11 protein-coding genes and 1 rRNA gene are annotated in these 13,739 nt (G+C 44.0%); 8 read left to right on the forward strand and 4 right to left on the reverse strand.

The genetic code is table 11. The annotated features are described in order from the left end of the window. Positions 1-2 precede the first annotated feature (2 nt). Positions 3-119: ribosomal RNA gene (gene rrf, locus K8O68_RS00045) — 5S ribosomal RNA — on the forward strand. 605 nt (positions 120-724) lie between these two features. Next, positions 725-2,920 carry a DNA topoisomerase III gene (locus tag K8O68_RS00050; protein ID WP_230894908.1) on the forward strand — a complete coding sequence of 732 codons (2,196 nt, stop codon included), beginning with the start codon at positions 725-727 and terminating at the stop codon, positions 2,918-2,920. Positions 2,921-3,226: 306 nt separating this feature from the next. Here the strand turns inward: K8O68_RS00050 and phnE are convergent, their stop codons facing one another. From phnE to K8O68_RS00065, 3 genes are read right to left on the reverse strand one after another with little or no spacing between them, the layout of a single operon-like run. Next, positions 3,227-4,036 carry a phosphonate ABC transporter, permease protein PhnE gene (gene phnE / locus K8O68_RS00055; protein ID WP_230894909.1) on the reverse strand — a complete coding sequence of 270 codons (810 nt, stop codon included), beginning with the start codon at positions 4,034-4,036 and terminating at the stop codon, positions 3,227-3,229. After that, positions 4,036-4,827 carry a phosphonate ABC transporter ATP-binding protein gene (phnC, locus tag K8O68_RS00060; RefSeq protein WP_230894910.1) on the reverse strand — a complete coding sequence of 264 codons (792 nt, stop codon included), beginning with the start codon at positions 4,825-4,827 and terminating at the stop codon, positions 4,036-4,038. The genes phnE and phnC overlap by 1 nt, the downstream gene beginning before the upstream one ends. A 17-nt stretch (positions 4,828-4,844) precedes the next feature. Further along, entirely contained in the window at positions 4,845-5,837 is a 993-nt protein-coding gene (locus K8O68_RS00065) for a PhnD/SsuA/transferrin family substrate-binding protein (RefSeq protein ID WP_230894911.1), read from the reverse strand. 257 nt (positions 5,838-6,094) lie between these two features. On the opposite strand from K8O68_RS00065, the gene K8O68_RS00070 reads away from it, so the two are divergent. The 6 genes from K8O68_RS00070 (at position 6,095) to tsaD (ending at position 11,100) form a co-directional block, all read left to right on the forward strand. Beyond that, positions 6,095-7,219 (forward strand): trans-sulfuration enzyme family protein, encoded by a 1,125-nt coding sequence (locus K8O68_RS00070; RefSeq protein ID WP_230894912.1) that lies wholly within the window; start codon positions 6,095-6,097, stop codon positions 7,217-7,219. A 99-nt stretch (positions 7,220-7,318) separates the two neighbouring features. Next, the gene (gene thiL / locus K8O68_RS00075) at positions 7,319-8,302 is read left to right on the forward strand and encodes a thiamine-phosphate kinase (RefSeq protein ID WP_230894913.1); all 984 of its coding nucleotides are present in this window, start codon (positions 7,319-7,321) and stop codon (positions 8,300-8,302) included. A 156-nt stretch (positions 8,303-8,458) separates the two neighbouring features. Continuing rightward, complete coding sequence (tsaE, locus tag K8O68_RS00080) at positions 8,459-8,920, forward strand: tRNA (adenosine(37)-N6)-threonylcarbamoyltransferase complex ATPase subunit type 1 TsaE (RefSeq protein ID WP_230894914.1); 462 nt, start codon at positions 8,459-8,461, stop codon at positions 8,918-8,920. Beyond that, positions 8,917-9,624, forward strand: coding sequence for a tRNA (adenosine(37)-N6)-threonylcarbamoyltransferase complex dimerization subunit type 1 TsaB (gene tsaB / locus K8O68_RS00085; protein ID WP_230894915.1), 708 nt, complete (start codon positions 8,917-8,919; stop codon positions 9,622-9,624). The genes tsaE and tsaB overlap by 4 nt, the downstream gene beginning before the upstream one ends. Before the next feature lie 16 nt (positions 9,625-9,640). Beyond that, on the forward strand, positions 9,641-10,093 hold the full coding sequence (rimI, locus tag K8O68_RS00090; protein WP_230894916.1) for a ribosomal protein S18-alanine N-acetyltransferase: 453 nt from the start codon (positions 9,641-9,643) through the stop codon (positions 10,091-10,093). After that, positions 10,090-11,100: a tRNA (adenosine(37)-N6)-threonylcarbamoyltransferase complex transferase subunit TsaD gene (tsaD, locus tag K8O68_RS00095; RefSeq protein WP_230894917.1), complete on the forward strand. Its 1,011-nt coding sequence runs from the start codon at positions 10,090-10,092 to the stop codon at positions 11,098-11,100. The genes rimI and tsaD overlap by 4 nt, the downstream gene beginning before the upstream one ends. A 698-nt stretch (positions 11,101-11,798) precedes the next feature. Here tsaD and K8O68_RS00100 read toward each other — a convergent pair. Continuing rightward, on the reverse strand, positions 11,799-13,736 hold the full coding sequence (locus K8O68_RS00100; RefSeq protein WP_230894918.1) for an ABC-F family ATP-binding cassette domain-containing protein: 1,938 nt from the start codon (positions 13,734-13,736) through the stop codon (positions 11,799-11,801). Positions 13,737-13,739 lie beyond the last annotated feature (3 nt).

Here is a 13,739-nt window from a genome sequence, read left to right on the forward strand (position 1 = left end):
TGTCCAGTGACGATCGCGGAGAGGTCACACCCGTTCCCATGCCGAACACGGAAGTTAAGCTCTCCAGCGCCGATGATAGTTGGGGGCTCTCCCCCTGTGAAAGTAGGACGTCGCTGGGCTCAAAGGCATTCTCAGAAGAGGATGTCTTTTTTTTGTGTTTAGGAAAGAAAGGAAGGAAGATTAATTACCTCAACCATTTCCGGCTAAAAGCTGATTACTTTTCTTTTAGACAGGCGTTTCGCTGATAGATCATCGGTTTTCGCTGATAGAACTCAAATTTCGCTGATAGAGCATCGGTTTTCGCTGATAGAGCATCGATTTTCGCTGATAGAACTCAAAATTCGCTGATAGAGCATCTATTTTCGCCGATAGAACTCAAATTTCGCTGATAGGCCCCTCGATAGACGCTCACTTATCATATATAGGCCTCTAAATTTTACTAATCCCCTCTATATTTAACCAATATGGCTCTCAAATTACGCGCAAAAGCCCGAGGTACCTAGGTGAGTCTCTACATACCTAACTTTTTCTCCGCTAGAACCTCGGATTAGACACGAAACCTTGCTGATCTAAGCAAGAGGATGTCTTTTTTTATTCAGCAAGGTATAATGGCACCATAGAGAAACTATTACGACCATATTTTACGCTGGGCTATAAAAAGCCGAGGCTGACATATATAGTTTCAACTATTTTTTTTCAGGCTAGAAAGGATGGCATACAGTTTATGAAAAAGTCAGTAGTCATTGCAGAAAAACCATCTGTGGCAAGAGACATTGCCAAAGTAATGAATTGCCATAAGAAAGGAAACGGATTTATTGAGGGGGACAAATATATTGTGACATGGGCTCTCGGGCATCTCGTTACCCATGCAGACCCTGAAGCTTATGATAATAAATATAAATCATGGAAGCTGGAAGACCTCCCGATGCTGCCTTCTCCGCTTAAACTCACGGTGATTAAGCAGACAGGGAAGCAATTTCAGACCGTAAAAACTCAACTCCATCGAAAGGACGCAGGGCAAGTTATTATTGCCACCGATGCAGGACGGGAAGGTGAACTTGTTGCCCGCTGGATTCTTGAGAAAGCAAAAGTGAAAAAGCCGGTTAAACGGCTATGGATCTCCTCTGTGACTGATAAAGCGATTAAAGAAGGTTTCCAGAACTTAAAGGACGGCCGTAAATACGAAAGCCTCTATTATTCAGCTGTTGCGCGGGCTGAAGCAGACTGGTATGTCGGTTTAAATGCGACCCGGGCCCTAACTTGCAAGTTTAATGCACAGCTTTCAAGCGGACGCGTTCAGACTCCAACTCTCGCTATGATTGCCAAACGTGAGGAAGAGATCCGCGAGTTTAAGCCGCAAACGTATTTCGGAGTTAAGGCAGATACGAGGGAAGGGGTCCAGCTGACATGGCAGGACAAAAAGTCAAACAGCTACCGCACCTTCTCAGAAGAAACTGCAGATCAGGTAAAAAGTGCCGCATTAAATTCAAAGGCAAATATTAATGAAGTAAATAAGAAAAATAAAAAAACGTTTGCTCCGCAGCTGTATGACTTGACTGAGATTCAGAGAGAAGCTAACAGGCTTTTTAATTATTCCGCTAAGGAGACATTGTCGATCCTCCAAAAACTATATGAACAGCATAAAGTGCTGACGTATCCAAGAACGGACTCCAGATATCTAACATCTGATATGGTTTCTACCTTGGCGGACCGGATAAAAGCCTGTAAACAAGGTGATACGGCTAAAATCGCTCATAAGCTTCTGCAACGTTCGGTCAAACCGCACAAATCGTTTGTGGATGATTCGAAAGTGAGTGATCACCATGCGATCGTGCCGACTGAAGAGCCTCCTCTGATGGGAAAGCTTTCTAATAAAGAGTGGAAACTGTATGACCTTGTAGTCAAACGGTTTCTTGCTGTTATGATGCCTCCGTTTGAATACGAAGAAACAACAGTGAAAGCAAATGTAGGCAAGGACACTTTTATTGCAAAAGGAAAGCGTGTACTGGAACTCGGATGGAAGGAATTATACGAACAAACAGCAGATGATGGGGAGAATGCAGAGGAGCAGCTCGATGATCAGCGTCTTCCGGAACTTCATAACGGCGGAATACTTACTGTCACAAACGCCCGCAAGACGAAAGGCGAGACGCAACCGCCTTCCAGATTTAATGAAGCAACTCTGCTGTCAGCTATGGAAAACCCTTCGAAATACATCGGAGCAGGCAACAAGCAGCTAGGCAAGCTGGTGGCAAAGACCGGTGGACTCGGCACAGTAGCTACACGGGCTGACATTATAGAGAAGCTCTTCAGTTCTTTTCTAATAGAAAAAAACGGAAAGGAACTTGTTATTACTTCGAAAGGGAAGCAGCTGCTTGAGCTGGTACCGGTGGATTTAAAATCTCCTCTTTTAACAGGTGAATGGGAACAAAAACTGGAGGCCATTGCACAAAATAAACTGCAAAAAGAAGAATTTATCTCCGAAATTAAAGGTTATACGAAGACTATTGTGACTGAAATCAAAAACAGTTCCAAAAAATATAAGCATACGAATCTTACAGGCACTAAATGTCCTGAATGCGATAAGAACATGCTTGAAGTAAAAACGAAAAAAGGGAAAATGCATGTCTGTCAGGACCGGGAGTGCGGCTATCGTAAAAATATTACTAAGACGACCAACGCCCGGTGCCCTAAATGTAAAAAGAAGCTGGAGCTTCGAGGCCAGGGAGAAGGGCAGGTATTTGTCTGTAAATGCGGGCATAAAGAGAAACTGTCGGCATTTAATGAACGGAAAAAGAAAGAACAGAATACGAAGCTGTCAAAGCGTGAGGTGTCTAATTATATGAAGAAACAGGATAAAACCTCAGATGAACCTTTTAACAACGCTCTTGCGGAACAGCTCGCAAAACTGAAAAAATAAAAAAACCTCTGCTGTATGGAAAGGTTTGGGACTGAGGGAAACTGCTCCTCTAAGTATGACAGAAAGCCAAAGGGAATTCTCCCTTTGGCTTTCTGTTTGTCGTAAAGATAAAAAAGTAACGGTGGAGTTTATGAAAAGAAGGTATGGCTGATAAACCAGCGATTTCCGCTGATAGATTCGAATTTTCGCCGGTAGAATTCAAAATTCGCTGACAGAACATCAAATCCCGCGGATAGAACCAGACCCTCAGCGGCCTGGTTCAATAATATCTTTGCTGACTATATATAAGTGAGCTTTATATTCACATCAAATCACTTTTTTTCTGATTAAGGTGGATATTTGTTCAACGGTAATAACCACAATTAGAATAAGGATAATGATCATGAGTGCTTCATCAAATGCACGGATAGACATAGCTGTGTTAAGCTCCACACCTATTCCGCCTGCTCCTACTAACCCTAAAATAACAGCTGAACGGATTGATTTTTCTACGGCGTATAGACTGGTTCCAACAAATGAAGGGAAGCCAATAGGGATGACAGATCCCGAGATAATTCCTAACTGGGTTGCTCCTGTAGATTCAAGGGCTTGGGAGGGCCCTTTTTCAATTTCCTCAATACGCTCAGAAAAGAAGCGGGCACAGAAACCGATTGTATCAACGATAATGGTCAAAATCCCGGCTAATGGACCCAAACCTACAGAAATAACGAATATTAAGGCCCAAATAAGGTCAGGGACAGTCCGTAAGGTTGAGACTACTCCTCTGGTCGCTGTTCTTATTAAAGGATGCGGTGTTGTATTTCTCGATGCCAGAATAGCAATAGGCAGGCTGAGGATCACTCCGAAAAAAGTCCCTACCAGAGCTATTTCAAAGGTTTCTATGATAGATCCTATTATACTCCCGGTCCTGCTGACATCAGGCGGGAAAGCATTTCCTATGAACGAGAACATATTAACAATGCCGCTTCCGAGCCTTTCCGGTGAGAGCCCTGCATTGGAGATGCCAGTAAACATAAAAGAGATGAATATGACGGTCAATATCCAAGTGATAAGAGACGGTTTTTTATAGCGTGGAGGGATCATTTTTTTATAGTCTTTGTTTTGCTTGTTCATCATTAACCGACCTCAACTCTCTTTTGTTCATCGGACGTATCTTCATCTTCTTCATGCTCGTATAAACTGCGGAAAAATGCAGAGTCAATTTTGTCCATAGATTCATCCAGAATAAGTTCACCGTTTTTTAAGGCAATAATGCGGTCGCCATATTCCCGGGCGATATCCATTTGATGAAGGATACATATAACAGATAAGCCTCTTTCTTCAGCGATTTCCCACAACAGATCCATTACCTCTCTCCCTGCTTTCGGATCGAGGCTGGCGATGGGCTCATCAGCTAAAACAATTTCAGGATCCTGCATGAGCATCCGTGCAATTGCCACACGCTGCTGTTGTCCGCCTGACAGCTGGTCAGACCTTTTGTGGGCAAAATGAGCAAGACCGACCCGGTCAAGGCATTCGATCGCTTTCTCTCTTAAAGACTGACTGGCGAAAGGGGAGAAAGTCTGGAAAAAGAAACGTGTCTGGCCAAGCGCTCCAAATAGAACGTTTTGGAAGACAGACAGGTTATTTATGAGATGGAAGTGCTGAAATACCATTCCTACTCGTTTTCTTACCGGACGGAGCTGCCGTTTCTTTAATTCTGTAATATTGGTCCCGTCCATATAAATACTCCCTTTCGAGGGGGTTTCAAAACTTGTTATGGAACGGAAAAGGGTGGATTTTCCAGAGCCGTTGTGCCCTAACAGCACAACGGCTTCGCCTGGATTCACCTCAAAATTTATATCTTTTAATGCTTCGTTTCCATCTGGATATGTCTTCCCGATGTTCTCCACTTTTAGAGAAATCATCTTAAATCCTCCTCAGATTACAAGTCAATGCCTAGAGTTGAGTATGTTTCTCTCATCAGGTCATAATCAGAATCGTCAATTTCGACCATATCTGCTTGCTGGTATTTTTCGTTTTCTTCATGATCAAGAATAGCTCCAAGAATCTCCTCGTCATTTTCTAATAACACATTTTGAAGCTCTTCTTTAAAGCTGTCAGGAAGATTAGGGCTTGCTACGAATGGATCTTGAGGAAGCGGAGGGCCTTCATGAAGTATTCGCCACACACCTTCACCGTCTTCTTCAACCATCATGTCATAGTAGCGGATCCCATCTCCGAGAGCGTCAACGTCGCCGTTCTTTAATGCATCCACGCGGGCATCTCCCAGCAGTTTAACGTCGATATCATTATCTAAATCCATTCCATTTTCAATAAACAAAGCACTTGGGCCAATATGTCCGGATGTAGATCCTGCTTCTTTCATGGCGACTGAATGGCCTTTTAAGTCTTCGATTGTTTCAAATTCACTGTCTTCATGGACAATGATGACTGTGTAATAAGCATCTCTTTCAATAGCAGCTAATGGTTCGGCGCCAGGTTCCGCAGATTTAGTCTGGGCATATTCTGACGGCCCGGAAAGAATAACATCAACCTGGTCATATTCCATTGCCGTTGCAGCAACAGTCCGGTCAGATAATGCGAAAAATTCAATGTCAATATCCAATAGTTCTTCCATAGTTTCCTGGAATAAATCATAACGGCGCTGGAGTTCTTCCATTCCGTCAATTCCGGTGACAGCAAATCGGAGGGTTTCAGGCCAATCTTCACGGTCTGCTTCAGCCGTTTCATTTTCTTCATTAGCTGAGTTATTCTCACCATTATTGGAAGAATTGTTATCCTCGTTCTCAGCAGCAACGTTGCTGGAAGAATTATTATTATTGCTTGTATTCTCTGCTCCTGCATTTTCTCCTTCTTCTCCGCAAGCTGCCAAAAGCATCATACTTGCAAATAATCCACTAAGTAATTTTTTCATTGGTGTGCACCTTCCTCTTCATTTGTTGTTTCTCACAGTGCTCACTTTACTGGTCGAAAATTAAGGGAATATAAAAGAATAATAAACATAACGTAAAGATTATATTAATCTTCGTTAATAATTCCTAAATAAACTAAAAAAGAGAGAGACTGGATAAGTTACTAAAGTTAGCATCTAAATAGTTATAGTATTGTTTTTAAGAAAAGAGATTATAAGGTATGATAGACAGAAGATGTTTTGAAAGGTGTTGACGTTAGATGAGGTTTAAGACAAAGAATGTGCATTTTCAGGAAAAAATACAATCTGATGATATGAGTAAAACAAAGCCAATCTATCAGACTTCGGCTTTTTCATTTTCTGATTTAGAAGAAATGGAAAGTTTTTTTGAAGGAAATAAATCATATTTTTATACACGGATGGGGAATCCGAATACCGATGATCTCGGCAAGGGTGTAGCTGACCTTGAAGGAGCGGAGATGGGAATAGCTTCTTCGTCCGGTCTGTCGGCGATCTTGGCTGGGGTTCTGTCTGTAGCAAAGTCAGGTGATCATATCATTGCTACAGAAGATTTATACGGCGGCACCTACCAGCTTTTTGCCCATGAACTGAAAGACTTTGGAATCTCAGTCACTTTTGTGGACTGCTGTAACCGGGAAGAAATAGAAGAGGCAATTCAGGAGAACACGGTACTCCTTTTTACAGAATCCATAACGAACCCGCTTTTAAGGGTGGAAGATTTGGAAGGTATTATAAAGATAGCGGCTACACATAAGCTAAAAACAATGGTAGATAATACGTTTGCCACGCCATACTTAATTCGCCCGCACGAAGCTGGGGCAGATATGGTTGTCCATAGCGCGACAAAATATATTGCCGGTCACAGTGACGTATCAGCAGGGGTCTTAACAGGGAGCCGGAATATCATAATGAAAGCTAAAGCAAAAGTATCGAGTCTTGGAAGCAACCTTGGTCCATTTGACGGCTGGCTTGGTACGAGAGGGCTTAAAACTCTGAGTTTGAGAATGGAGCGGCAATGCTCGAATGCCCAAAAACTTGCAGACGCCTTGAAAGGGCACTCAGCCATCCGGAAAGTCTATTATCCTGAGGCTGCGGCAACTGGGGGTAATGGCGCAATTGTAACGATTGATTTAACAGATGATAAGAGTGTTTTCGAATTTTCAAAGAAACTTGACTGGGTAAAAATTGTTCCTACGCTAGCAGGTGTTGAGACCTCAATCTCCTATCCGGTTAATACGTCCCATCGGCCGCTGCCTAGAGAGATGCGTGAAAAACTAGGTGTCACTGATTCGATGATCCGTATCTCTGTCGGAATAGAAGATGCTGAAGATATCATTGAGGTTTTTAAAAGAGCATTAGATTAAGGGAGGGACAGCCCTCCTTTTTTTCATTCCGGTTTGGTATAATGGAGAACGGTAATCATGGCACGGAGAAGACGTTTAGCAGCAGGCAGGTGAGTAATCGTGAACAATGAATTTGAATGGATAAAATCTGTTTCACAACCGGCATACCGCCATTCCTCAGTTAAAGTGGGAGTGGGAGATGACGCGGCCATTTATGAACCCCAAACAGGTTATGAGCAAGTGGTAACTGTGGATACAATGGTAGAAGGGGTTCATTTCAAAAAAGAAACAGTCCCTGCCAAAGCGACAGGTTATAAAGCACTGGCAGTTAATTTAAGCGATATAGCCGCAATGGGGGGACGCCCTCTTTATTATCTTGTTTCAATAGCCGTTCCGAAACAGGGCTGGACTCAGGAAGAGCTGAGAGAAATATATGAAGGAATGCATGAGCTTTCCGAAAAATGGCATGTGGATTTAATTGGCGGCGATACGGTTTCTACGGGAGATGCGCTCGTTATTACTGTCACCGTCATAGGCGAAATCAAAAGTGGACGGCGGCTGCTCCGGTCAAATGCAAAAGCAGGGGATGTCCTGTTTATAACAGGACCGGCAGGCTCGTCGGCTTACGGGCTGGAGAAGCTTTTGGAACAGGGGCTTAAAGCAGCAGACGATCCTTCACTTAAACCGTTTCTGAAAGCCCATCAGGAGCCGGAACCGCAACTCCAGTCGGGTATGCTTCTCGCAGAGGCTGGCTGCAGACTGTCCCTAAATGATGTGAGTGACGGCCTGGCTCATGAAGCGAAGGAAATAGCTGAGGCAAGCGGAATAGATGTAATTATAGACTGGAACAAGCTGCCAATGCATGAGTCACTTAAAGAGTATTCATTGGAAAAACAAGAATCATGGGTGTTGTATGGAGGCGAAGACTTTCAGCTGACAGGCACGGTCTCGCAAGAAGACTGGGAATTCCTGAGCCGGCTGTTTTCCAGCAAAGGACTGCCTCTTTTCCGTATAGGATCAGTTGAACCGGGGAGCGGCAAGGTTTATATTGAACGGGAAGGCAAAAAAAACCTTGCTGAAAAGCAAGGTTATCACCATTTTTAATAAAAGAATCTGTCAGAGACTGTGCAAGCACTGGCGAGGTGCCGGTAATGCAGTATGACCCCTGAAGCAGAACGGGAACACTAATTTCAAAAACAGGAATCTGTCTGACAGAGCGAAAATAATCGAAAGTATTTTAACGAATCAGGAGTGCGATGTATGAAGCAGGAATGGACAATTACCACTCATTCTCCCGAGGAAACGGCACATATTGCTGAAAAACTGGGAAAGCTTTTGGAAAAAGAAGATGTCATTACCCTTGAAGGGGATCTCGGGGCAGGAAAAACAACGTTTACTAAAGCTTTAGCTGCCGCACTCGGGGTTACCCGAACAGTAAACAGCCCCACCTTTACCATTATGAAAGAATATGAAGGACGGGTTCCTTTTTATCATATGGATGCTTACCGGATCGAAGACGAATTTGAAGATCTCGGACTGGAGGAGTATTTTGAAGGTGAAGGGGTAACTGTTGTTGAATGGCCTTCGATGATCGCCGAACAGCTTCCTGAACAACGTATGAATATAAAAATTAAATTTTGCGGCGGCAATGTAAGAGAATTTCGTTTTACTGCCTGCGGAGAAAGGTATATCAGTTTAGGTAAGGAGCTGTTTAACGCATGAATATTTTAGCTGTAGATACGGCTTCATATGTTATGGGAGTCGCCCTCCTGAAAGACGGAAACCCTCTTGGGGAAATAGTGACACACCAGAAAAAAAACCATTCCGTCAGGCTGATGCCCGCGATTAGAACGTTGTTCAGTGAAACGGATATGAAACCGGGTGACCTCGACAGAATTGTTGTATCAGAAGGACCAGGCTCCTATACAGGGGTAAGAATTGGAGTGACAACTGCAAAAACGATGGCTTGGGCGCTGAATATTCCTGTTATCGGAGTATCTAGTATGGAGATGCTTGCTCAAAACGCCCGGCATTTTCAAGGGGTTATTTCTCCGTTCTTCGATGCCCGGCGCGGACAGGTTTTTACAGGCCTTTACCGCTCAGAAGGCGGCCGTATCATACAGGAGGAAGAGGATCGCATCACGATGCATAAAGACTGGCTCCAGCTTTTGAAAGAAAAAGAAGAACCAGTTATCTTTCTGAGCCCTGATATAGGGCAGCACGCCTCCCTTATAAAAGAAGAGCTTGGCGAATGGGCCACAGCGGCTTCGTCCATCGGGAACCTGCCTCGTCCGCTGGAACTGGCTGCGGCAGGAATGGACAAAGCACCGGGAGACAGCCCCCATACTTTTTCACCTAATTATCTGCGTATGGCGGAAGCGGAGGCAAAGTGGCTGAAAGCTAACAAAAAAAATAAAGAAGATTAATTTACGGGAGACTACTATGAATAAAGATGTGCAAATCCGGCTGATGGAAATAGACGATCTGGATGACGTTATGGAGCTGGAGTTCAAGTGTTTCACAACGCCCTGGAGCCGTGAAGCTTTCTTTAACGAAATTACTAAAAACCAGTTTGCTTATTACCTGGTCGCCGAGCAGGACGGGAAAGTGATCGGTTATTGCGGGTTATGGGTCATCTCGGATGATGCCCATATCACTAATATTGCCATTCATCCTTCAGAGCGCCGGAAAGGAATTGGGGACTACCTGTTCCGCGGCGCGATGGATATGGCTAAAACACTGGGGGCCGTCAAAATGAGCCTGGAAGTGCGTGTTTCTAATGAGCCGGCCCAGTCTCTTTACAGGAAGTACGGATTTCAGAAAGGCGGTATTCGTAAAAACTATTATACAGACAACCAGGAGGATGCGCTGGTCATGTGGGTGGGATTAACATGAGTAAGGATACAATTATTTTAGGAATAGAGACGAGCTGTGATGAAACATCTGTGGCTGTTGTAAAAAACGGCAGAGAGGTTCTAAGCAACGTGATTTCTTCACAGATCGAGAGCCATAAACGATTTGGCGGCGTGGTACCTGAAATAGCCTCCAGGCATCACGTAGAACAGATTACGTATATAGTCGAAGAGGCGATGGCTAAAGCGGATATTCAAGTAGAGGATGTTGACGGGATCGCTGTGACAGAAGGCCCCGGGCTTGTCGGTGCATTGCTCGTAGGGGTCAATGCATCAAAAGCGCTTGCTTTTGCATGGGATAAGCCTTTAATTGGTGTCCACCACATTGCCGGCCATATTTATGCTAATCATATTGTAGAGGAACTGGACTTCCCATTATTGTCTCTCGTTGTCTCAGGCGGGCATACTGAATTGATATATATGAAGGAGCACGCCTCATACGAAGTAATTGGAGAAACAAGAGATGACGCTGTAGGAGAAGCTTACGATAAGGTAGCGAGAACACTGGGGCTCCCTTACCCGGGCGGACCGCACATCGACCGGCTCGCCCATGAGGGAAAACCGGTCATCGACTTGCCGAGGGCGTGGCTTGAAGAAGGCTCTTATGATTTCAGTTTCAGCGGATTAAAGTCAGCAGTAATCAACACCCTTCATAACGCGAAGCAGCGAGGAGAAGAATGGTCAAAGGAAGATATCGCAGCAAGCTTTCAGGCGAGTGTCGTTGATGTTCTTGTAACTAAAGCTATGCGGGCGGCGGAAGACAAAAAGGTGGACCGGCTCGTTCTTGCCGGAGGCGTAGCAGCTAATAAAGGCTTGCGTGCAGAATTAACGGAGGCTTGCGGGAAAGCAGGCTTAAAACTGACTGTCCCTCCATTGGAGTTATGCACAGACAATGCTGCTATGATTGCATCCGCAGGAACCTTTTTATACTGGAACGGCAATTTTGCAGATGACCGATTAAACGGCCAGGCAGGCTTACTGTTGAAGTAAAGGCACGGCTCTTCTGCGGGGTTTTTAATTAAATTTGGATTGTACGTATATGCGCGTGTACGGCGCCTCCATCGTTTGAGTGGAGGTGCTTTTTTATGGATAATTGGTCTGCTTAAGAGGTTGAGCGAAGATATCCACAATAAAAGGTCCGCTCACATTTCCCGTTGCCTCCTGAGCGGGTCGTATCTCGTACCTGCTTGCGCTCTCATGTCCTAAGAAGGCTCCCTTTTGAGGGCAACCACGTTTTTTATTAAGTCATACAGGGAAACAGGATACATATTCAGTTTATTTAAATCAGATTATACGAATGTATGCTCCTGTTAATAACATTTTATCCACAAGCTGTGTATAATGAGGATAACTTAAAGGAAAGTTGTCCCGCTCGAAATCCACTTGTTAACAAGTCGTCTGTGGATAAGTAGGGGTTTTTGTGAGTAAATGCTTCGGGTATTGGTATAAATGCATTTCACCTGTGAGTAACTTTGTGGATAGTGTGGATATGTCAGAAAATAAGAACTCTTTTGTGGATTGCATCCGCTTTAATTTGTGGACAGCTTTTTTTGCCCATTCATGAAACGAAGAAGGAACGTCATGAGCTGCCAGCTGGCGAATCGCTGCTTTACAATAGGGTGCATAAAAAAAGCTCCCCCGATGTCTTTCAGCATCGGGGGAGCTTTCTGTAAACTTATCCACATTTATTAGTCGTCCATCTGCAGAGTTTCCCACTCTTCAAGCAGCAAATCAATTTTATTTTTTGCCTGTTCCAGCTGTTCATTCAGTTCAAGGGATTTTTCATGGTCCTGAAAAACTTCCGGATCACACAGTTCGTCTTCAATTTGAGTGATTTTTTCTTCTTCAGCTTCTATTTGCTTTTCCAGTTCGTCTATTTTCCTTTGTTTTTGGCGCTCAAGCTTTTGCTGCTCTTTTCTTTTCTTATAATCGTTCTTAGTCTGTTTGTCTGTGGATAAATCATCCATATTTTTCTTCTCTGAAACAGCATTTTTTTCTTCAGCAAGCCGTTTCAGCTCTGCCTGTTCCTCTTTTTTCTCTGCGTAATAGTCATAATCTCCAAGATAGCTTGTCATTGAGGTCGATGAAAGTTCGACTACTCTCGTCGCCATCCGGTTCACAAAATACCGGTCATGGGAAACGAACAGAAGAGTTCCCGGGTATTCAATCAAGGCGTTTTCAAGTACTTCCTTGCTGTCCAGGTCTAAATGGTTTGTCGGCTCGTCCAAAATGAGCAAGTTAGCTTTCTGCATCATCAATTTGGCAAGGGCGAGCCGGGCTTTTTCCCCGCCGCTCAGATCATAAACTGTCTTTAACACATCTTCGCCGCTGAACAGGAAATTTCCTAAAACGGTACGGATATCTTTTTCATTCGTCTGTGGATAATCATCCCACAGTTCCTGAAGCACTGTTTTATTAGATGTTAACTGTGTCTGTTCCTGATCATAATAACCAATTGAAACATTGCTGCCGTAGCGGATGTCACCTTGAAAAGGTTTAAGCTTTCCGGCTATGGCTTTTATGAGAGTCGACTTTCCGATACCGTTGGGCCCGATTAAAGCAACGCTTTCTCCACGGGTCAGTTTAAGATCTACGTTTTCAAATAACGTCTGTGCATTATACCCGACCGATAAATCATTAATCATCAGCACATCATTACCGCTCTGCCTGTTAATGTTAAAGCGGAAATTAGCGGAGTAGTTCTCGGTCTGAGGGCGATCCATCATATCCATGCGTTCAAGCTGCTTACGCCGGCTTTTTGCCCTGTTGCTTGTCGATGCGCGGGCAAGATTTTTCTGGACAAACTCTTCAAGTCTTTTCGCTTCTTCCTGCTGTTTCTCATACTGCTTTAATTCCTGTTCAAAACGCTGGGCTTTCTGTTCCAGATACTTGGAGTAGTTTCCGGTAAACTTGACGGTTTGATTAAAGGTCAGTTCATAAACATAATCAACAACACGGTCTAAAAAATAGCGATCGTGTGAAACTATTAAAATAGCCCCTTCATAGCCGGCTAAATAGTTCTCAAGCCATGTTAACGTCTGTATGTCCAAGTGGTTGGTCGGTTCATCCAAAACGAGCAGGTCAGGGCGCGAGAGCAGCAGCTTACCTAAGGCAAGCCGTGTTTTTTGGCCGCCGCTCAATGAATAAACCGGCGTATTGTAATCAAAATCTTTGAAATTGAGGCCGGATAAAATGCTGCGGATATCCGCTTCATATTTAAATCCGCCCCGGTCCTTAAAGTCCTGCTGAAGCTGGTCATATTCCGCAAGGATTTTGTCGTAATCGCGGCGGTCCGGATCACTCATTTTTTCTTCCAGTTTCCGTAATGACTGTTCCATTTTTTTCAAAGATTCAAAAACAGTCAGCATCTCCTCCCAAATGGTCCGCTCAGAATCAAGTCCGCTGTCCTGGGCGAGGTAGCCGATACGGACGTCTTTAGGGATCATCAGGTTCCCTGAATCATAAGGGAGTTCACCGGTAATAATTTTCAGGAGAGTCGATTTACCTGCGCCGTTTCGGCCGACAAGGGCAATTCTCTCACGGCTTTTAATTTCCAGTTTTACATTTGAAAGAATTGTATCCGTTCCAAATGACTTTGAAAGCTGTGTACATTGTAATAAAATCATAGT

This window comes from Salipaludibacillus sp. CUR1 (assembly GCF_021028955.1).
Lineage (GTDB): Bacteria > Bacillota > Bacilli > Bacillales > Salisediminibacteriaceae > Salipaludibacillus.

Bases quoted from the DNA above. Each gene is read 5' to 3' on its own strand.
- K8O68_RS00050 (WP_230894908.1), top strand. From the start codon at position 725: ATGAAAAAGTCAGTAGTCATTGCAGAAAAACCATCTGTGGCAAGAGAC.
- phnE (WP_230894909.1), bottom strand. From the start codon at position 4,036: ATGATGAACAAGCAAAACAAAGACTATAAAAAAATGATCCCTCCACGC.
- phnC (WP_230894910.1), bottom strand. From the start codon at position 4,827: ATGATTTCTCTAAAAGTGGAGAACATCGGGAAGACATATCCAGATGGA.
- K8O68_RS00065 (WP_230894911.1), bottom strand. From the start codon at position 5,837: ATGAAAAAATTACTTAGTGGATTATTTGCAAGTATGATGCTTTTGGCA.
- K8O68_RS00070 (WP_230894912.1), top strand. From the start codon at position 6,095: ATGAGGTTTAAGACAAAGAATGTGCATTTTCAGGAAAAAATACAATCT.
- tsaE (WP_230894914.1), top strand. From the start codon at position 8,459: ATGAAGCAGGAATGGACAATTACCACTCATTCTCCCGAGGAAACGGCA.
- tsaB (WP_230894915.1), top strand. From the start codon at position 8,917: ATGAATATTTTAGCTGTAGATACGGCTTCATATGTTATGGGAGTCGCC.
- rimI (WP_230894916.1), top strand. From the start codon at position 9,641: ATGAATAAAGATGTGCAAATCCGGCTGATGGAAATAGACGATCTGGAT.
- tsaD (WP_230894917.1), top strand. From the start codon at position 10,090: ATGAGTAAGGATACAATTATTTTAGGAATAGAGACGAGCTGTGATGAA.
- K8O68_RS00100 (WP_230894918.1), bottom strand. From the start codon at position 13,736: ATGATTTTATTACAATGTACACAGCTTTCAAAGTCATTTGGAACGGAT.